This window comes from Polaribacter staleyi (genome assembly GCF_038024045.1).
Taxonomy (GTDB): Bacteria; Bacteroidota; Bacteroidia; order Flavobacteriales; family Flavobacteriaceae; genus Polaribacter; species Polaribacter butkevichii.
Genome location: NZ_CP150665.1, coordinates 853103 through 872851, shown reverse-complemented (window position 1 = coordinate 872851; position 19749 = coordinate 853103). Strand labels below are relative to the sequence as shown.

Below are 19749 nucleotides of genomic sequence, written 5' to 3'. Positions count from 1 at the left end.
CTGATCATAACTAATGAAATTTTCAATAATTACCCATGCAATTCATAAAAAAAAGGAAGATCAGATATTTGCTTATGAACCTTATGTGCGTGAAATGAATTTATGGTTAAAAAACGTAACGGAAACAAAAATTGTTTCTCCTATTATTGAAGAAGAAATTTCTGCTATTGAAACAAGTTATGTTGGAAATAAAATTGAACTTATTGGTATTCCGGAGTTTAATATCTTATCCGTTAAAGAAATAATCAATACGGTATTTAAAATTCCAATTATTCTAATTAGAATATACAAAGCAATGCAATGGGCAGATCATATACATTTAAGGTGTCCAGGAAACATAGGGATGTTAGGTGCTTTTGTACAGGTATTATTTCCATCAAAACCCAAAACGGTTAAATATGCTGGTAATTGGGATCCTAATAGTGCAAATCAGCCTTTGAGCTATCGTTTTCAAAAATGGTTGTTGTCGAATACTTTTTTTACTAAAAATTGCAAAGTTTTAGTGTATGGTGAATGGGAAAATCAAACAAAAAATATAGTTCCCTTTTTTACGGCATCTTATAGAGAAAAAGAAATTATTCAATTGCCCGTTAAAACATTTAAAGAAAAAATTAGGTTTATATATGTAGGTGCTTTTACTAAAGGGAAGCAACCTATAATAAGTGTTAAAACAGTTGAGGAGTTGTTTAAAAAAGGATATCAAGTAGAATTGTCAATGTTTGGAGATGGAACGGAGTTTTTAGAAGTAGAGACATATGTCAAAAAAAATAAGCTTACAGATATTGTACTTTTAAAAGGAAATCAACCCAAAGAAAAAGTAAAATTAGCATTTCAAGAAAGTCAATTTTTAATTTTTATTTCAAAATCTGAAGGCTGGCCAAAAGTTGTGGCAGAAGCTATGTTTTGGTCTTGTTTGACTATTTCTACAAAAGTATCCTGCATTCCATATATGTTAGATAACGGCAATAGAGGAAGTATTGTTAGTAATAATATTGAAGAAATAACAAAGACAATTCAAGAATATTTAGATAATTTTGAGAAATATACTGAGCATATAGAAAAAGCTAAAAACTGGTCTCAAAAATACACTTTGGATAAGTTTGAAAAAGAAATAACTAAATTGATATGAAAAAAATAAAAGTTTTACAACTTATAGATTCTCTAAATGTAGGTGGAGCAGAGGTGTTGACTATTAATATTGCGAATGCATTATCTAAAGAGAAGACAATAGAATCCTATTTATGTGCTACAAGGGAAGAAGGGCTTTTAAAAGAAAAGATTGATTTAGAATCTGTAAAATATTTCTTTTTAAAAAGAAAAAAAACATTAGATATAAAGGCTTTTTATAAATTGATTTCTTTTTGTAAACGTGAAAAAATTGAAATTATTCATGCACATACAAATTCATTTTTTATGGCATTTATTATTCGTTTGTTTTATACTAAAATAAAGGTTGTATGGCACAATCATACAGGAGATAATATAAATCTTAAAGGTTTAAAATTATATATTTTAAAAATTACTAGTTTTTATTTTGAAACTATTATAAATGTAAATAAACCTCTAAATGACTGGTCTGTAAGATGTTTGAATTCAATGAATTCGGTTTTTTTAAATAATTTTCCTTTTTTTAAAAAGGAAAAAAACAAAACTTTTTTAAAAGGAGAATATGGAAAAAGAATTGTTTGTTTGGCTGCATTTAGACCTGAAAAAGATCATTTAAATTTATTAAAAGCATTTCAAATATTAGTAAAAGAGAATAAAGATTGGACTTTACATTTAGTTGGTAATGTAAATAAAGATCTGTATTCTAATAAAATATTAGATTTAATAGAGGTTAAAGGTTTAAAAAAACATATTTTTGTGTATGGTTCTCAATTAGATATAGAGCATATTTTGGGCCAAGCTACAATAGGGGTTTTGTCTTCTAATTCAGAGGGATTACCTATAGCTCTTTTAGAATATGGCTTGGCTAAATTACCTGTGGTGGTTACCGATGTAGGTGAATGTAGTAAAGTTGTAGAAAATGGACAGTCTGGAATTGTTGTAGAAAAAGAAAATAGTAAAGAATTTTTAAAAGCACTAGAAATGTATATTTCTGATGAAGATAAAAGAAAATGTTTTGGAGAAATGCACTACAAAAATGTTCAAAAAAAATATTCTCAACAAGAATTTATAAGTCAATTAATAAAATTATATACTTCTTAATTTGATTCAATACATATTAAATAATAAATTAAAACTAATTATTATCCATATTCTTATTGGATTTTTAGGAACACTGCCAGTTTTTCCAAAAGTCTATGGGTTGGTATGTATTGTTCTCCCTATAATATTAATTGTTAGCGCCAATAATAGAAATGAAGAAGCATTTTTATTTGCTTCTTATATTGCAGGTGGAGAGATTTTTATAAGAATGATTCATGGAACTATTCTCTATGAAACAGGGAAATATGGTGTAGCACTTTTTTTATTGTTGGGCATATTTTTTGGGCCTTTTAAACAAAAATTTTCTGTCCATTATCTATTTTATATATTACTTCTATTATTAGGTATTGTTTTTACACAAGTGCCAGAAGGAGAGTCTTTACGTAAAAATATTATATTTAATTTAAGTGGTCCTATTATATTAGGGGTTTGTGCTATGTATTTTTATTATAGACCTATAAGCAAACAAAAGTTAATGGATGCGCTGTTTTTTACGCTATTACCTTTGTTTTCAATGGTGGCTTATCTGTATTTTAGAACCCCAGATTTAAAAGAAATTGTTTTTAATACTGCTGCAAATTTTTCAACTTCAGGTGGTTTTGGACCAAACCAAGTAGCTACAGCTATTGGCTTAGGTATGCTTATAATAGCTGTTTTTTTATTACTTAAAGAAAAATTATCTGGGTATATCTATTTAGATGCATTTTTTTTAATTTACTTTTCTTATAGAGGTTTATTAACATTTTCTAGAGGAGGTCTCTTAACAGCGGTTATATCCTTTGTGTTTTTTTCATTTTTTATTATTTTATATAAAAAAATAAACTTTCAAATACTTGTTAAATATGTTTTAGTTTTAAGTTTCTTTATTGTTTCAATTTGGCTGTACACTTCTGATATTACTGGAGGAATGTTGGACAATAGATACACAGGTAAAAATTCAGCAGGAAAACAAAAGGAAGATATTTCTTCTGGTAGAGGAGATTTACTATTGTTTCAGTTTACTAGTTTTTATGAAAACCCTTTGGGGATTGGAGTAGGGAATGGAAAATATGAAAGAATAAAATCTAATGAAAGAATTACAGCAGCATCACATAATGAGGTAGGGAGATTAGTAGAAGAACATGGTATAATTGGTTTTGTTTTGTTATTATTGTTATTATTAGTACCATTGCTTAATTTTTTTCAAGCAAATAATTTTCAAAAAGCATTTATAATAATGTTTTATATGATGTGGTTTTTAACGATTAATCATTCTGCAATGCGGGTTGCATTACCAGGCTTTATGTATGCTTTGAGTTTAATAAGAATTACAAATATTGAAAATGAGTTAATTGATGAGGGATAAGAAGATTCTTTATATTGGTAATAACTTAACTAAAAAGACTAAATATAACTCTACATTAATGGTTTTATCTAATTTATTAAGACAGGAAGGTTTTTTAGTTACCGTATCATCAGATAAAACAAATAAATTAGTAAGATTAATGGATATGTGTTTTTCTTTATTGAAAAATATTAGAAAGACCGATTATGTTTTAATAGATACTTTTAGTACTATAAACTTTTATTATGCATTAATTATTTCTCAATTATCAAGGCTTTTTAAATTAAAATACATTCCCATTTTACATGGAGGTAATTTACCGAATAGGCTAGATAAAAATCCATTATTTAGTGATTTGATCTTTAAAAATTCTTATAAAAATATTGCTCCTTCAAATTATTTAAAAAGGGCTTTTGAAGAAAAAGGTTACAAAACCGTGTTTATTCCTAATATAGTAGAAATCGAAAATTATAACTTTAAGTTAAGAGCTTCTTTAGCTCCTAAATTATTTTGGGTAAGAGCTTTTAAGGAAATTTACAACCCAACATTGGCTATAAAAGTTTTAGATGTATTAAAAAAAGAATATCCAAAAGCAAAACTTTGTATGGTAGGTCCTTTTGTAGATACTAGTTATGATGACTGTGTAAAGTTAGTGTCAGAATTGAATTTAGAAAGTTCTGTAGAATTTACGGGGGTTCTTTTAAAGGAAGATTGGCATAAAAAATCTGAAGAATTTGATGTTTTTATAAATACAACAAACTTTGATAATACACCTGTAAGTGTAATGGAAGCAATGGCTTTAGGGGTGCCTGTAGTTACTACTAATGTTGGAGGGATTCCTTTTTTAATAGACGATGAAATTGATGGATTATTAGTATCTAAATCTAATGCTGAGGAAATGGCAAATGCTGTTATTACTATTCTTAATAATACATTTCCAAATTTATCTATAAAAGCGAGAGAAAAGGTAACTCATTTTAGTTGGGAGAACAATAAAGAAAAATGGTTTCAAATTCTTAAATAATGATTCGAAAATTTATTTATAATTTAGGTCAAAAAATTAGAAACCCAGCTCTTAAGAAAAATTATAATTTTTTAAAAGAATCTGAAAAATGGTCGTTAGAGAAGTTAGAGGAGTATCAATTAAAAAAATTGAAAGAACTATTAAAAATTGCATATCATAATTCTGATTTTTATAGACAAAAATTTGATGAACAACAATTAGATATTAATGATGTAAAAAGATTAGAAGATTTAAAATCTTTTCCCATCATCAACAAAAAAGATTTAATAACATTTACGTCTCAAATACATACAAATTTAAATTTTAAGAAAACATTTTTAGCAACCACTTCTGGTACTTCTGGTGAATCACTAAAATTTGTTAGAGAAGAAAATGCAGATTCGTTTAATAGAGCAGCTATACAAAGAGGCTATTCTTGGTATAAAGTATATCCATGGGAACGAAATGGTTATTTTTGGGGCTTTAGTTTTTCTTTTATCAATCAACAAAAAAATAAAGTTTTAGATTTCTTACAAAATAGATTTAGAATCTTTAGTTATGAAGAAAAATCTTTAAAAAAATTTATTAAGAAGTCTGAAAAAGCGAAATATATTCATGGATATTCCTCTATGATCTATCAAACGGCAGTTTTAATTAATAAATTAGGTTTACCAAAACCCTTACATCTTAAAATGATTAAAGGAACTTCAGAAAAGATATTTGAAAGTTATAAACCTGCCATAAAAAAAGCATTTGGACTTGATATAATTAGTGAATATGGAGCAACAGAAACTGGAATTATTGCTTATGAATGCAAAGAAGGAAATTTGCATTTACACATGGAAGGTGTTTTAGTAGAGGAAGTGGATGATGAAATTATTATAACCAATTTACAAATGCAATCATTTCCAATAATTCGATATCGATTAGGTGATTATATTGCTTTAGCACCTAGAGATAAAAAGTGTACTTGTGGTATGAATCATTTAATTTTAGAGGAGGTTACAGGTAGAATAGGGGAAAATGTTTATGGTTTTTATAAAATTTATCCAAGCTTGTATTTTTATTATATTTTTAAGAATTTATCAAAAAGAGATCATCTCAATTTAAATTATCAAGTGATTCAAAATAAAAAGGGAGTATTAGAATTCAGAATAGAGCAAGAAATTAATGAGATAGAATTGTCTTTATTAAAACATGAAATTGAAGTTTATTTTAAGCAAGATGTTTTAATAAAAATTTTTACAAATGTAAAATTATTATCAGTGAAGGGAAAATTTAAAAGTTTCGTTTCTAATATAGAATTATGATAGAAAATTCACTAGTATCAATTATTACACCATGTTATAATTCTGAAAAATATATTTTGGATACGATAACGAGTGTATTAAATCAAACCCATCAAAATTGGGAATTATTAATTACAGATGATGGGTCAATAGATAAATCTGTTGAAATAATTGATCAATTTATAAAAAAAGATAATCGGATAAAATTATTTAAGATTGAAAATTCTGGACCGGCAATAGCAAGAAACTTTTCAATAAAAAAAGCAAATGGTGTTTATATGGCGTTTTTAGATAGTGATGATTTATGGTATCCTAACTTTCTAGAAAGATGTATAGAAGAATGTCAAAAAAGTGAAGGCTTTGTTTGTTCTTCTTATGAAATGAAAAATGATAGTATGGATGAAGTTTACCCCGTATTAAAAGTTCCAATTAAGGTTGATTATAATTCAATATTAAAAACGAATACCATTAGTTGTTTAACTGCATTTATAGATATTGAAAGGTTAGGAAAGGAGTATATGCCGAATATTAAGTATAGACAAGATATGGGGCTTTGGTTAGCTTATCTTAAAAAGGTTAAATTTTGTTATGGTATTGTAGAAACGTTAGCGATTTATAGAATTAGAGATAAATCACATTCTAGAAATAAGTTTAAATTATTATGGCCACAATTTCAATTTTATAGAAATATTAGCAAGTTATCTGTAATTAGTTCGTTTTATTATCTGTTAATTTGGTCTTATTATGGGATGAAAAAATATAGATAGATTAGGTAAGGTTTATATGCCTAATATTAGAAAAAGACAAGATTATGGTTTGTGGTTAAAAATTTTAAAAGTTAAAAAACACGCCTTTGGTATTTCAGAAGTTCTTGCTCAATATAGAGATCGTAGTCAATCAATTTCAAACAATAAAGTAGAAATGCTTATATGGAATTGGAATTTGTACAAAAATATAGAAAAACTGTCTTATCTTCAATCTAGTTATTACACAATTTGTAATGTTATTAATAAATTGGTTAAATGAATATTTAATCCATAATATTTTTAAATAGTTTAGTCGTAATTTAATATTGAATAGTTAAAAAAAACACATCAATTTTTATGAATAATTTTAAATTACTTTATCATTTATTAGTATTCTTTTTTATAGATTTGTAATGTTCCTCAATATCTTTTAATTAATTTTTGAATACTATTTGCGTACATAAATGTAACTATAAATTAAATAAAACATAAGCGTTTGGCAAAAAAGATATCCTATTTTAATTTATCAGAAAGAATAATTTTTTTAAGAATTATAGACTTATGTATTCTTATATCTAGTCTGTACTTAGCGTCATCATTTATAAATTTTAATTACATAAACTTTAAAAGTGGAGCTATTTTAAATTGGCTATTATTATTAGTTTTTTATTATTTAATTTTTGGGCAAATTTTTCAAATTTATAACTTAAATGTGTCAAACAATAAGTATCTAATTGTAAAAGCAACTGTTCTTACTGCTTTTGCAACAACAATTTTTTATGTTTTTACACCTTATTTTTCACCCGAATTACCAACTAATAGGCTTCAGATAGTTTATTTTTTCTTACTTACCTTTATTCCTATTTTACTTTGGCGGTTTGTTTATATGACTGTAATATTCTCTCCAAAGTACTTTAAATCTGTAGTTTTTGTAGGTAGTTCAGAAAGGATTAGAAAATTACTTACTCAAATACATCATGATTCTTTTCATAATGTTTCTGCTTACTTATCAGAATGTAAAATTGATGGTGTTAATGGTTTTAAGGATATTTCGAAAACAAAAATATCTTCAATAGTTTCCGATAACCATATTACAGAAGTTATTGTATCTAAAAGAGATCTTACATCAGATGTAGTTGAAGCTATAAATAAGGAACTCATTTTGTTGTTTGAACAAGGTGTAAACATAATTAGTTACGAAACTTTTTATGAAAGTGTAAACGCTAGAATACCTAGAGAGTATTTAGATTATAATTTTTATAGGTATATTAATTTTAGTAAAAATAATAGCAATAACTTTTATCTATTCGGTTTACGATTAGTGGATATATTAATCTCTTTTGTAGGTATATTTATGTTTTTTGTTTTTGTTCCGATAATTATCATTGGAAATATCTTTGCAAACAGAGGTCCTTTATTTTATACGCAATTAAGAGTAGGTGAGAACGGTAAGCATTTTAAGATTTTTAAGTTGAGGTCTATGATAAAGAATGCAGAGGTAGGTGGTGCAGTTTGGGCTAAGAAAAATGATACAAGAATTACTTCTTTTGGTAAATTTTTAAGACGTACTAGATTAGATGAAATGCCTCAGTTTATTAATATTATAAAAGGAGATATGAGTTTAATTGGACCAAGACCAGAAAGACCAGAATTTGTAAAAGACCTAGAAGATAAAATACCTTTTTATGCAATTAGGCACGTTATTAGACCAGGGTTAACAGGATGGGCTCAAGTAAATTATCCGTATGCAAATACAATAGAAGAACAAGAAACAAAACTACGCTACGATCTTTATTATATAAAAGAAAGAAGTGCTTTTTTAGACTTTAAAATTTTTATAAAAACGTTTACTACAGTTTTATACTTTAAAGGTCAATAATTTTTTTGATAAATAGAAATACCTAACAAATAATAAGATTAATAAGGGTATTATTGTTAATGGAAAAACCTGAACTTTTACGATCCATAGAATAGGAACTATTAATAAAAAGGAGAGTAACATAAATAAATATTTCTGCATCCATTTTTTTTGATCTGATTTTAACAGTAGAAAAGCAACAATTAAATTAGGAGCAAAAGTCCATAATAAATTAAAGTTATTTGGTGCGGTAGAATGTGTTGAGAAAAACCAAAGAAAAACAAGAATACAACCAATTAATCCGGTTACAAAGAATAAAATAAAATCGAATGATTTGGTTCTTTTATCATTTTTAATGTCTTTATAAGTAATATAAATACCTAAAAGAGCCATAAGACTAAATATTAAAAAGGGATTAAAAATAGACGTTTTTGCTTCTTTTTCTTTAAAACTTAAAAGTACAACTTCTTGCTTTACTAATTCTCTAGGTTGATTTTTAATAAAAACGGTTGCATTCTTAAAAGAACTATATACATAATCTGGTAAATACATATATTGTTCAAAAGTTGCTTGTTCATCTAATTTTGTACCTGCAATTAAATTTAAACCAAAAGTACCCCAAGAATTCCAAGGAATTTCATGATTGGTTAATTCTCTAAAGGTTAAACCTTTTTCTATAGTATTTTCATTAAAAAATACTTTATCTCCTAAAACAGTTTTTGTAATATCTCTTAATTTTGTGGCACAATTATCAAAATAGGGGTCGTATCTATAATTGCTGTTTTGTGGTAATGCATTATTTTCTAAAAAAGTAAAATAGGCTTGTTTTTCTTGTTGATTTAAATTTAAAATTTGCTCTTTTAACCAACGGCTATCTCTTCTGTAACTAGCTATAAAGTATTTAAAATCATAACGAGCTAAACTGTAAATCATGTTTCCTTTAGCAAAATTTGTATAAAAATTAGGCTGATTAAAATCAAACATTCCGTAGTTGTAAATTAAATCTAAATTTAAAACAGGGTCTTTAATTCTTATGGCAGAATGTCCAAAAGCTTCGTATAATTCTTCTCCTGGTCCTGCGGTAACAATACTTACGTCTGCAGATTTAGAGAGTTGAATTTGTGCTTTTAAAGGAGAATAAATAGAAAGAATAAAGAATAAAAAAAAGTATTTTTTGTTCATAAAAACTAAGGTCTAAAAAAACTATAATCTATTGTAATTGAAAAAATATTTGAATACAAAGCATTACCAACGCTACCAATATTGGTTAAAGCATAATCTATTTTAATACCGTTATATTTAAAACCAACTCCAAAATTGGGTTGCATAGAAAGAGATTTAGAATTATCGAATTCTGTTATGTATTGAAAATTACCAACTCCGGCTCTTAAATACACCAACTCATCATAATCTAACTGAAACCCCAAAGCAGGGTCTATACTTAACACATCCGAAGAAAAAATATCATTTGTTTTTGCAAATCGCATATTTGCATTTGCCTCTGCTAATAGGTTAAATAAAGTGCCTACTCTCCAGTTTTTTGCAACACCTAATTGTAATTTTGGTTTTGTAATTTCTGTGGTTTCTGGTAAATCTTGATTTTGTCCAGGAATGGCATTTTTAATTTTATCAAATTCATCTTCATTTATTGCCCAACTATTAAAGGTTGTGGTAATATCTCTTGCCATCAATCCAAATTTCCAAGAATTACGTTCAAACTGAATACCCGCATCAAAACCAAATCCCCAAGAAGAAGCAAAATCTCCAATAATTCTTCTTACAATTTTTGCATTTACACCAAATTTAACATCCTTAAATATTAAATTTCTAGCATAGGCAAAGTTAAAAGCATAATCTACAGAAGAAAAAAGTTGAATTCTATTAAAGTCAATATTGCCTTCATTATCAATTAATTCGGTAGTATTTAAAATATCATCTACACCAAAACGAATTACAGAAACACCAACGGCACTTTCTCTGTCTATTGGCATTGCAAAACTTGCATGGTTATAATTGGCTATTCCTGCAAAGTAAGACGCATGCATTAATGATCCTTGATAATCTTCTATACCAACTAATCCTGCAGGATTCCAGTATATAGAATTTACATCATTTGTTGTGGCAACAACACTTTTACTCATTCCTAAACCAGCAGCATCTACACCAATGGTTAGAAACTCATTAGAGTAACTTCTAAATGCTTGTGCAGATAAAAGGAGTGGAGTAAGCAGTATAAAAAATAATATTTTGTGTTTCAAAGGCCTAAAATTATCAGTAACAAATATCTAAAAACATACTAAAATAACAGTAGTTTTTTAAAGATATTGTTTATAAGATGTTAATCTGAATGTTTTCTCTAATAAATCGTTCTATTCTATGCTCTAACCATGTGTTTTCTGAGGGTTTAAAAGATGTCATAAAACCACAATGACCACCGTAATTTGGAGCTTCAAAAAAGAAAAACTCAGAATTATGTGCCTCATCATAAGGATAACATTCTGTAGATAAAAAAGTATCATCTTTAGAATTAATCAATAAAGTAGGCCTTTTAATCTTTAATAAATGTGGTTTTGCACTTGCTTTTGCCCAATAATCTTCTGGACTTTCAAAACCAAAAACAGGTACTGTATATAACTTTTCTAAATGCTTAAATTTAGTAGCTTTAAACAACTTGTCTTTATCTAAATTAAATTCTGGAAATTTATGAGCCTTTTCTAAAATTTTATTTTTCATGGTTTTAAAAAAGATTTCTAAATATAATTTATTTTTTAATCGTTCCATTTCTACTTCTCCAGAAGCAATATCAATTGGTACAGAAACGGCTACGGCACCTTTTATTTTAGAAGATATATTTTCCGATTGTTCTCCAAGATATTTTAAAGTTAAATTCCCTCCAAGGCTAAAGCCGATAATGATGATGTTTTCATAATCATAATTTTTAGAAAGGTGTTTTACTACAAAATCTACATCTTCTGTTTTTCCGCTGTGGTAGGTGCCTAAAAGTAAATTATCATCACCAGAGCAACCTCTTAAATTAAAGCAAACAGTATCTAAACCTTTTTTATTTAGGTGTTTAGAGGTTGATGCGATGTATTTAGAATCCGAGCTACCTTCTAAACCATGAATTAATAAAACAAGTGTTTTAGATCCTATTAAAGAGAAGTCTAAATCTATAAAATCTTGATCCCAGGTGGTAATTCTTTTTCGTAGAAAACTACAAGCATCTTTCATAAAAAGTGGTCTGTACATGGTGTTAAAATGACCATTTTTAAAAGGTAAAGTAGGAGCGAAGTCTGATGTAAATACGGGCATTTATTTGTTTTAAACTATTAAATAAAATGTAAGTTACAAATTCACTTTTATGAATTTTGTTTTGTAACGAGAATACTATAAAAAATAATACGTTTTTTATTCAAAAAATAATTGAATCTGTAATATTATTTCTTGTAATTCTTTAAAAAGACATACAAATATCATAAAAAAATATAGAATAATTAAAACCACCCAAATTTGATTTCTTATTTTAGCTTCTTAATCAAACTAAAAAATGAATTTAAAAAAACACATACCTAATTTAATAACACTTGGTAACCTTTTTTGTGGAACAGTAGCTACTATTTTTGCTGTTGAGGGTGATTATGTTTACGCTGGTTTATTTGTGGTTTTAGGAATCTTATTTGACTTTTTTGATGGCTTTGCAGCACGTTTATTAAAGGTTTCTGGTGAGTTGGGTAAACAGCTAGATTCTTTGGCAGATATGGTTACAAGTGGAGTTGTACCAGGAATTATCGTTTATAAATTATTGATTGAGAATACTGATGAGGTACTCGGTTTTAATGAACCAAACTACTTACCTTTTATAGGGTTATTACTAACTTTAGGAGCTTGTTATAGATTAGCTAAATTTAATATTGATACAAGACAATCAGATTCTTTTATCGGTTTACCAACACCTGCAATGAGTTTGTTTGTTATTTCTTTACCTCTAATTCAAGAATACTCTACAATTGAATTTGCTAAGGAGTTAGTAACAAATAATTATTTTTTAATTGCAATTACTTTAATTTTAACCTATTTAATGAATGCAGAATTACCTTTATTTTCTTTAAAATTTAAAGATTATTCATTTAAAAAGAATATAATTGTGTATTCTTTTCTTTTTGCATCTTTCATTTTAATTTACACTTTACATTTCATTTCTATCCCATTTATTATTATATTGTACATTATAATATCACTTATTAACAAAATAATTGTATTTAATGGAAATAGCCAGAATCCCCCAAAATGAAAAAGAAAGGTTAGATGTTTTAAAAAGTTATAATATTTTAGACTCTTTACCAGAAGAAGAATATGATGCTATTACAAAAATAGCATCTAGTATTTGTAACACTTCAATTGCCCTTGTTTCTATTATTGATAAAGATAGACAGTGGTTTAAATCTACACATGGTATAGAGGTAACAGAAACACCTAGAGAAATTGCTTTTTGTGCACATACTATTTTAGAACCAGACGAACTGTTTATTGTAAATGATACAACAAAGGATAAACGTTTTTTTGATAATCCTTTAACGATAAATGCCCCTAATGTTATTTTTTATGCTGGTGCAGCGTTAAATACTTCAGAAGGATATCCTTTAGGTACTTTGTGTGTTGTTGATAATAAACCAAGAATACTTACCCAAAATCAAAAAGATGCTTTAAAATTATTGTCGAAACAAGTTGTTATTCTTTTGGAGCTTAGAAAAAAAAATAAAGAATTAGCGGCATCTAATAGTAATGTTATAAAGTTAAACGATCAATTAAATAACTTTGCATATCGATTAACTCACGATTTAAAATCGCCAATAAATGGCGTTAGTTTTTTGTTAGATGTTTTAAAAGAAGATCATAGCGCTCTCTTTAAAAACACGGGGGCAGAAGAATACATTGGTTTAATTGGAGATAGAATTGTTTATATAGAAACTCTAATTAATGAAATTTTAAATTACGCTAAAGTAACAAGTGAAAATATTGTTTTTGAACATTTTAATTTAAATGAGTTTTTAGATAGTATTATTGCTAATATCGATTTTGAAAACAAGTTGTTTTTAGAGACTTCTGGTTTAGATCTAGATATTTTTAGTTCTAAAATAGGTCTTTTACAAGTTTTTCAGAATTTGATTTCCAATACAAGGAAGTTTTTAGATGAAGAAAAATCGATAATAACAGTAACGTGTAAAGAAGATAAAGAATATTATTACTTTACTTACGAAGACAATGGGCCTGGGATTGATGAAAAATATTTTACAAAGGTGTTTGAAATGTTTGAAACCTTAGGCAGTACCAACAGTAACAATACAGGTATTGGTTTAGCAACCGTTAAATCTATTGTAAAAAGATTAGGCGGAGAAATAGCCTTAAAGAAAAGAGATAACGGTAAAAAAGGTGTTTGTTTCTATTTTAATATTACTAAAAAAGAAGATAAATTATCAATCTGTAAAGATTAAAAAACTTTCTTCTTTTTTAATTCGAAATCTTTACCTAAATATACTTTACGTACCATTTCATCAGCAGCTAGTTCTTCTGGTGTTCCGCTTTTAAGGATACTTCCTTGGTACATTAAGTAAGTTTTATCTGTAATAGCTAAAGTTGCTTGTACATCATGATCTGTAATTAAAATACCGATGTTTCGGTCTTTTAAATGCGCTACAATACTTTGTATATCTTCTACTGCAATAGGGTCTACACCAGCAAAAGGTTCGTCTAATAAAATAAAATTAGGATCGGAAGCTAAACAACGCGCAATTTCTGTTCTTCGTCTTTCTCCTCCTGATAATAAATCTCCTCTATTTTTACGAACATGACCAATATTAAACTCTTCAATTAAAGACTCTAATTTAATTTTTTGTTCTTTTTTAGATAAATCTGTAAATTGTAATACAGACATAATATTGTCTTCTACAGATAGTTTTCTAAAAACAGAAGCTTCTTGTGCTAAATAGCCAATCCCTTTTTGTGCACGTTTGTACATGGCATCTTCAGTGATTTCTTCATCATTTAAAAAAATTTTACCAGAATTAGGTTTAATCATACCAACAATCATATAGAAAGAAGTTGTTTTTCCTGCTCCGTTAGGTCCTAAAAGCCCGATGATTTCACCTTGCTGAACTTCTAAAGAAATGCCAGTAACTACTTTTCTACTTCCGTAAATTTTTTCTATGTTTTCTGCTCTTAAGATCATATTTTAAAAAATGTGTAATCGTATATTTGTTGAAATGTGTAATTGTAGGTTTGTGTAAAAGTAATAAATTCTGTTTTTTAAAATCTTAATAGATTCATAAGATTCTTTTTATTACTGGCCACTGCAACTGAAAATTAATTACTTATTTTCTAACATTTCCCAATATTCTACAGCTCTTCTTAAATGAGGAATTACAATTGTACCACCAACTAAAGTAGCAATAGACATGGTTTCCATCATTTCTTCTTTGGTAACACCGTTTTTCATTGCTGCTTCTAAATGATATTGTACACAATCATCGCAACGTAAAACAGCAGAAGCTACCAAGCCTAAAAGTTCTTTTGTTTTAACAGGTAAGTGCCCTTCTTTAAAGGTGTTGGTGTCTAAATTATAGATTCTTTTAATTACTTTATTATCTGCCTCTAGAATTTTATCGTTCATTTTCTGACGATAGTCATTAAACTCTTTAACTTTGTCGTGCATCTCTTTGCTGTTTTTTAATTACTACTTTTGAAACTTTAATACTTACTTCATATAAAATAAGAATAGGAATAGCCACAATTACTTGGCTAGCAACATCTGGTGGTGTAATAATAGCTGCTAAAATTAAAACAACTACTAAGGCATGTTTTCTGTATTTCTTTAAAAAATCTGGCGTTACTAACCCTATTTTTGTTAAAAAGTAAATTAAAACAGGTAATTCAAATAATATAGAAACTCCTAGTAGCATGTTGGTTACGAGTCCTATATGTGAATCTAGCGTAAAGTTATTCTGAATTAAATCTGTAATTTGATAATTATATAAAAAATGTATCGAAATAGGTGCAATTACATAAAAACTAAAAGCAATTCCGCAGAAAAATAGAAAAGAAGCTATAAAAATGAATCCTCTAGATTTATTTATTTCATTTTTTGTTAAACCTGGTGCTACAAATCGCCAAATCTCCCATAAAAGATAAGGAAACGATAAAATAATACCCAATATAAATGAAGACCAAATAGAATTCATTAACTGTTGTGTTGGCTTTAAACTAATTAAGTGATCTTTAAAAGCCACATGACAAAACCCACTATCCAAACCAAAATAAGTGAAAAAATCACAAAATAATTGGTAAGTTATAAAGTCTGGTTTTCTATGTGCTAACAAAAAGTTTTCATACACTTCTTTTTGAAACACAAATAATACAAGTGCAATAATAAATATAGCAGCTGCACTTCTAACCAAATGCCATCTTAATTCTTCTAAATGACCTAAAAAGGACATTTCTTTTTGTTTTTCTGCCATTAGAAAATTCCTTCTTTAATTAAATCATGTAAATGTACTACACCTACATAATTATTTTTATTATCTACAACTAACATTTGGGTAATACTATTTTTTTCCATGGTATTTAAAGCATCTATTGCCATAGCATCTTCATGGATTGTTTTAGGATTTTTTCCCATAATATCTTTTGCTGTAAATTGAGATATTTGTGTGGTTTTAGAAAGCATTCTTCTAATATCACCATCGGTAATAATTCCAACTAATTTATCTTTAGTAAGAACCGCTGTAACGCCAAGTCTTTTTTCAGATATTTCTACAATTACTTTTGCAATACTATCGGTATCATTTACTTTAGGTATTTGGTTGTTTTCTACCAAATCAGAAACTCTTAAGTATAAACGTTTTCCTAATGCACCTCCTGGGTGGTATTTTGCAAAATCTTTACTAGTAAAACCTCTTAGCTCTAATAAACAAACAGCCAATGCATCACCTAAAACTAATTGTGCAGTGGTGCTTGTAGTGGGAGCCAAATTATTAGGACATGCTTCTTTTTCTACATAAGCATTTAGTGTAAAATCTGCATGTTCGCCTAAATAAGAGTCTACATTACCAGTAATTGCTACTATTTTATTTCCATAATTTTTAATAAACGGAACTAAAACTTTAATTTCTGGAGTATTACCACTTTTAGAAAGGCAAATTACAACATCGTCTTTTTGTACGTTTCCTAAATCTCCATGAATAGCGTCTGCAGCATGCATAAAAATAGCAGGAGTACCCGTAGAATTAAAGGTTGCAACAATTTTAGTTGCAATATTTGCACTTTTGCCAATTCCGGTAACAATTACTCTACCATTAGAATTTAAAATAAATTTAACGGCTTCTTCAAAGTCAGCATCAATTAATTTTGCTAAATTAGCAATAGCATTACTCTCTGTTAAAATAGTTTCTCTGGCAGTATTTATAATTGTGTTTGTCTTTTTCAAATGTTTGGTATTTTATCAGAATAAAAAAAAGTTATATCTTTAGATTAAGAAACAAGCAAATTTACTATAAATTATAGTTAGAGCAAATATAATAGTATGTTTGTGCGTTGATTTTAAAGTTAAACGAATATTTATATAAATGGATTTATACAGCCCTCTAAAAAAATTCTTTGGATTTAGTAAATTTAAAGGATTACAAGAGCAAGTAATTAAAAGTATTGTAGAGAATAATAATACTTTTGTAATAATGCCAACAGGTGGAGGTAAGTCTCTTTGCTATCAGCTACCAGCATTAATGACAGAGGGAACTGCAATTGTAGTTTCTCCTTTAATTGCTTTGATGAAAAATCAAGTAGATGCAATTAGAGGAATTTCTGAGCATAATGGTGTGGCTCATGTTTTAAATTCGTCTTTAAATAAAACCGAAGTAGCTCAAGTTAAAGAAGATATTACAAACGGTATAACAAAACTTTTGTACGTTGCCCCAGAGTCTTTAATAAAAGAAGAATATGTAGCTTTTTTAAGAACGCAAAAAATTTCTTTTGTGGCTATTGATGAAGCGCATTGTATTTCTGAATGGGGACATGATTTTAGACCTGAGTACAGAAATTTAAAGCATATTATTAAAGCAATAGACAATGTACCTGTTATTTGTTTAACTGCAACAGCAACAGAAAAAGTACAAGAAGATATTTTAAAAACTTTAGGCATACAAGAAGCCAATAGGTTTAAAGCTTCTTTTAATAGACCTAATCTATTTTATGAAGTAAGACCCAAAACTAAAGAAGTAGAGAAAGATATTATTCGCTTTGTGAAACAAAGAATGGGTAAATCTGGAATTATTTACTGTTTAAGTCGTAAAAAAGTAGAAGAAGTAGCACAAGTTTTACAAGTAAACGGAATTAAAGCAGTACCATATCATGCTGGTTTAGACGCAAAAACAAGAGTAAAACATCAAGATATGTTTTTGATGGAAGATTGCGATGTTGTTGTGGCTACCATTGCTTTTGGGATGGGAATTGATAAACCAGATGTGCGTTTTGTAATTCATCATGATATTCCTAAAAGTTTAGAGAGTTACTACCAAGAAACAGGTAGAGCAGGGCGTGATGATGGAGAAGGCTATTGTTTGGCTTTCTATGCCTATAAAGATATAGAAAAGTTAGAGAAGTTTATGGCAAGTAAACCCGTTGCAGAACAAGAAATTGGGCATGCATTATTGCAAGAAGTTGTAGGGTATGCAGAAACTTCTATGAACAGAAGAAAATATTTGTTGCACTATTTTGGAGAAGAGTTTGATGATGTAAATGGAGAAGGAGCAGATATGGATGACAACTCTAGAAATCCTAAGAAAAAACACGAAGCAAAAGAAGACGTTACACTTTTATTAAATGTTGTAAAAAAGACCTTACAAAAGTATAAAGCAAAAGAAATTGTAAATACAATTGTAGGAAAAGAAAATGCGCTTTTAACCTCTCATAAAACACATCTACAACCCTTTTTTGGAAGCGGTAAAGATAAATCATCTTTGTATTGGATGGCATTAATTAGACAGGTTTTGGTGATTAACTTAATAAAGAAAGAGATAGAACAATATGGGGTTATTAAATTAACTAAAAAAGGACAAGAGTTTTTAGATAAACCAACTTCCTTTATGATGACAGAAGATCATTCTTATAATGAAGAGAATGATAATGCAATCATAACAAATGCAAAATCTTCGGGAGGAGTTGCTGATGATAAATTGGTAAAACTTTTAAAAGATTTGCGTAAAAGAGTAGCAACTAAACAAGGGGTGCCACCATTTGCTGTTTTTCAAGATCCGTCTATAGATGATATGGCATTAAAGTACCCAATAACTTTGGCAGAACTTTCTACAGTGCATGGAGTAGGAGAAGGGAAAGCAAAAAAGTTTGGAAAAGAATTTATTAAAGTGATTGCAGATTATGTAGAAGAAAATGATATTTTAAGACCAGACGACTTAATTGTAAAAAGTACGGGTACAAACTCTGGGTTAAAGTTGTTTATTATTCAAAATACGGATAAAAAATTACCTTTGGAAGACATCGCCAAATCTAAAGGCCTTAAAATGGATGAGTTGATAAAAGAGATGGAAATGATTATTTTTTCTGGAACAAAACTAAATATCAATTATTCTTTAGATGATTTATTAGATGAAGATCAGCAAGAAGAAATACACGATTATTTTATGGAGGCAGAAACAGATAATATAAAAGAAGCTTTAGATGAGTTTGATGGCGATTATGATGAAGATGAATTACGTTTAATGCGAATTAAATTTATAAATGAAGTGGCCAATTAAAGTCTATTATATTATAAAAAGATTAATAAAGGTTGAAAATTAGTTTTCAGCCTTTTTTATTGATAAGATATTGAACCAATAATTATAAGGTATAAAGAACTATATAAGCGTAAAAACAATTTTATGAAGAAAAAATTTACAATTCAAAAAACACCCTTTGTGGTACCTACAACAGACGGTAAAGTTATAGAAGAGCATTTTGGTAACGCTACAGACGGTAATGCTCAATTAAGTATTGCACACATGGTTGCGCCTTCTGGTTGGAGTGAGCCTTTTCAAACGCCAGAATTTGAAGAATACACCTATATTATAAAAGGAAAAAAACAATTTATAATTGATGGAGAAACGATTGTTTTATCTGCAGGTGAATCTATTAAAATAGAAAAAAACACCAGAGTTCAATATTCAAACCCTTTTTCAGAACCATGTGAGTATATGGCAATTTGCATGCCTGCTTTTTCTATAGATTTAGTACATAGGGAAGACGAGTAAATTCCGTTTGTGGTAATTTATAAATTG

19 protein-coding genes are annotated in these 19749 nt (G+C 28.0%); 12 read left to right on the top strand and 7 right to left on the bottom strand.

What is annotated here, in order from left to right:
- Positions 1 to 13 precede the first annotated feature (13 nt).
- From WHD07_RS03640 to WHD07_RS03605, 8 genes are all read left to right on the top strand, one after another.
- Complete coding sequence (locus tag WHD07_RS03640; protein ID WP_343330102.1) at positions 14 to 1129, top strand: glycosyltransferase; 1116 nt, start codon at positions 14 to 16, stop codon at positions 1127 to 1129.
- The gene (locus WHD07_RS03635; RefSeq protein WP_343330101.1) at positions 1126 to 2208 is read left to right on the top strand and encodes a glycosyltransferase; all 1083 of its coding nucleotides are present in this window, start codon (positions 1126 to 1128) and stop codon (positions 2206 to 2208) included. Before WHD07_RS03640 ends, WHD07_RS03635 begins: the two co-directional genes overlap by 4 nt.
- A 1-nt stretch (position 2209) precedes the next feature.
- Positions 2210 to 3553: an O-antigen ligase family protein gene (locus WHD07_RS03630; RefSeq protein WP_343330100.1), complete on the top strand. Its 1344-nt coding sequence runs from the start codon at positions 2210 to 2212 to the stop codon at positions 3551 to 3553.
- Positions 3543 to 4556, top strand: a complete 1014-nt coding sequence (locus tag WHD07_RS03625; RefSeq protein ID WP_343330099.1) for a glycosyltransferase family 4 protein — start codon at positions 3543 to 3545, stop codon at positions 4554 to 4556. The genes WHD07_RS03630 and WHD07_RS03625 overlap by 11 nt, the downstream gene beginning before the upstream one ends.
- Positions 4556 to 5845 carry a phenylacetate--CoA ligase family protein gene (locus WHD07_RS03620; RefSeq protein WP_343330098.1) on the top strand — a complete coding sequence of 430 codons (1290 nt, stop codon included), beginning with the start codon at positions 4556 to 4558 and terminating at the stop codon, positions 5843 to 5845. The genes WHD07_RS03625 and WHD07_RS03620 overlap by 1 nt, the downstream gene beginning before the upstream one ends.
- Complete coding sequence (locus tag WHD07_RS03615) at positions 5842 to 6591, top strand: glycosyltransferase family 2 protein (RefSeq protein ID WP_343330097.1); 750 nt, start codon at positions 5842 to 5844, stop codon at positions 6589 to 6591. The genes WHD07_RS03620 and WHD07_RS03615 overlap by 4 nt, the downstream gene beginning before the upstream one ends.
- Positions 6592 to 6607: 16 nt before the next feature.
- Positions 6608 to 6850, top strand: coding sequence for a hypothetical protein (locus WHD07_RS03610; protein WP_343330096.1), 243 nt, complete (start codon positions 6608 to 6610; stop codon positions 6848 to 6850).
- Positions 6851 to 7066: 216 nt separating this feature from the next.
- Positions 7067 to 8449 carry an exopolysaccharide biosynthesis polyprenyl glycosylphosphotransferase gene (locus WHD07_RS03605; RefSeq protein WP_343330095.1) on the top strand — a complete coding sequence of 461 codons (1383 nt, stop codon included), beginning with the start codon at positions 7067 to 7069 and terminating at the stop codon, positions 8447 to 8449.
- On the opposite strand, the gene WHD07_RS03600 is transcribed toward WHD07_RS03605, so the two are convergent.
- The 3 genes from WHD07_RS03600 to WHD07_RS03590 form a co-directional block, all read right to left on the bottom strand.
- Positions 8429 to 9610 (bottom strand): DUF4105 domain-containing protein, encoded by a 1182-nt coding sequence (locus WHD07_RS03600; RefSeq protein ID WP_343330094.1) that lies wholly within the window; start codon positions 9608 to 9610, stop codon positions 8429 to 8431. The two genes, WHD07_RS03605 and WHD07_RS03600, sit on opposite strands and share 21 nt — an antisense overlap.
- Before the next feature lie 5 nt (positions 9611 to 9615).
- Positions 9616 to 10686: a PorV/PorQ family protein gene (locus WHD07_RS03595; protein WP_343330093.1), complete on the bottom strand. Its 1071-nt coding sequence runs from the start codon at positions 10684 to 10686 to the stop codon at positions 9616 to 9618.
- Positions 10687 to 10756: 70 nt separating this feature from the next.
- Positions 10757 to 11740, bottom strand: coding sequence for a YheT family hydrolase (locus tag WHD07_RS03590; RefSeq protein WP_343330092.1), 984 nt, complete (start codon positions 11738 to 11740; stop codon positions 10757 to 10759).
- Positions 11741 to 11975: 235 nt separating this feature from the next.
- On the opposite strand from WHD07_RS03590, the gene WHD07_RS03585 reads away from it, so the two are divergent.
- Positions 11976 to 12719 (top strand): CDP-alcohol phosphatidyltransferase family protein, encoded by a 744-nt coding sequence (locus WHD07_RS03585; protein ID WP_343330091.1) that lies wholly within the window; start codon positions 11976 to 11978, stop codon positions 12717 to 12719.
- Entirely contained in the window at positions 12691 to 13920 is a 1230-nt protein-coding gene (locus WHD07_RS03580; RefSeq protein WP_343330090.1) for a GAF domain-containing sensor histidine kinase, read from the top strand. The genes WHD07_RS03585 and WHD07_RS03580 overlap by 29 nt, the downstream gene beginning before the upstream one ends.
- On the opposite strand, the gene lptB is transcribed toward WHD07_RS03580, so the two are convergent.
- From lptB to WHD07_RS03560, 4 genes are all read right to left on the bottom strand, one after another.
- Entirely contained in the window at positions 13917 to 14654 is a 738-nt protein-coding gene (lptB, locus tag WHD07_RS03575) for an LPS export ABC transporter ATP-binding protein (protein WP_105048959.1), read from the bottom strand. The genes WHD07_RS03580 and lptB overlap by 4 nt on opposite strands.
- Positions 14655 to 14792: 138 nt before the next feature.
- Entirely contained in the window at positions 14793 to 15137 is a 345-nt protein-coding gene (locus WHD07_RS03570) for a carboxymuconolactone decarboxylase family protein (RefSeq protein ID WP_105048958.1), read from the bottom strand.
- Complete coding sequence (gene tatC, locus WHD07_RS03565) at positions 15121 to 15939, bottom strand: twin-arginine translocase subunit TatC (RefSeq protein ID WP_343330089.1); 819 nt, start codon at positions 15937 to 15939, stop codon at positions 15121 to 15123. Before tatC ends, WHD07_RS03570 begins: the two co-directional genes overlap by 17 nt.
- Complete coding sequence (locus WHD07_RS03560) at positions 15939 to 16907, bottom strand: KpsF/GutQ family sugar-phosphate isomerase (RefSeq protein ID WP_343330088.1); 969 nt, start codon at positions 16905 to 16907, stop codon at positions 15939 to 15941. The genes tatC and WHD07_RS03560 overlap by 1 nt, the downstream gene beginning before the upstream one ends.
- 139 nt (positions 16908 to 17046) lie before the next feature.
- Between WHD07_RS03560 and WHD07_RS03555 the strand changes: the two genes are divergently transcribed.
- On the top strand, positions 17047 to 19230 hold the full coding sequence (locus WHD07_RS03555) for a RecQ family ATP-dependent DNA helicase (protein ID WP_343330087.1): 2184 nt from the start codon (positions 17047 to 17049) through the stop codon (positions 19228 to 19230).
- Between the two features lie 123 nt (positions 19231 to 19353).
- Entirely contained in the window at positions 19354 to 19722 is a 369-nt protein-coding gene (locus tag WHD07_RS03550; protein WP_343330086.1) for a cupin domain-containing protein, read from the top strand.
- Positions 19723 to 19749: the final 27 nt, after the last annotated feature.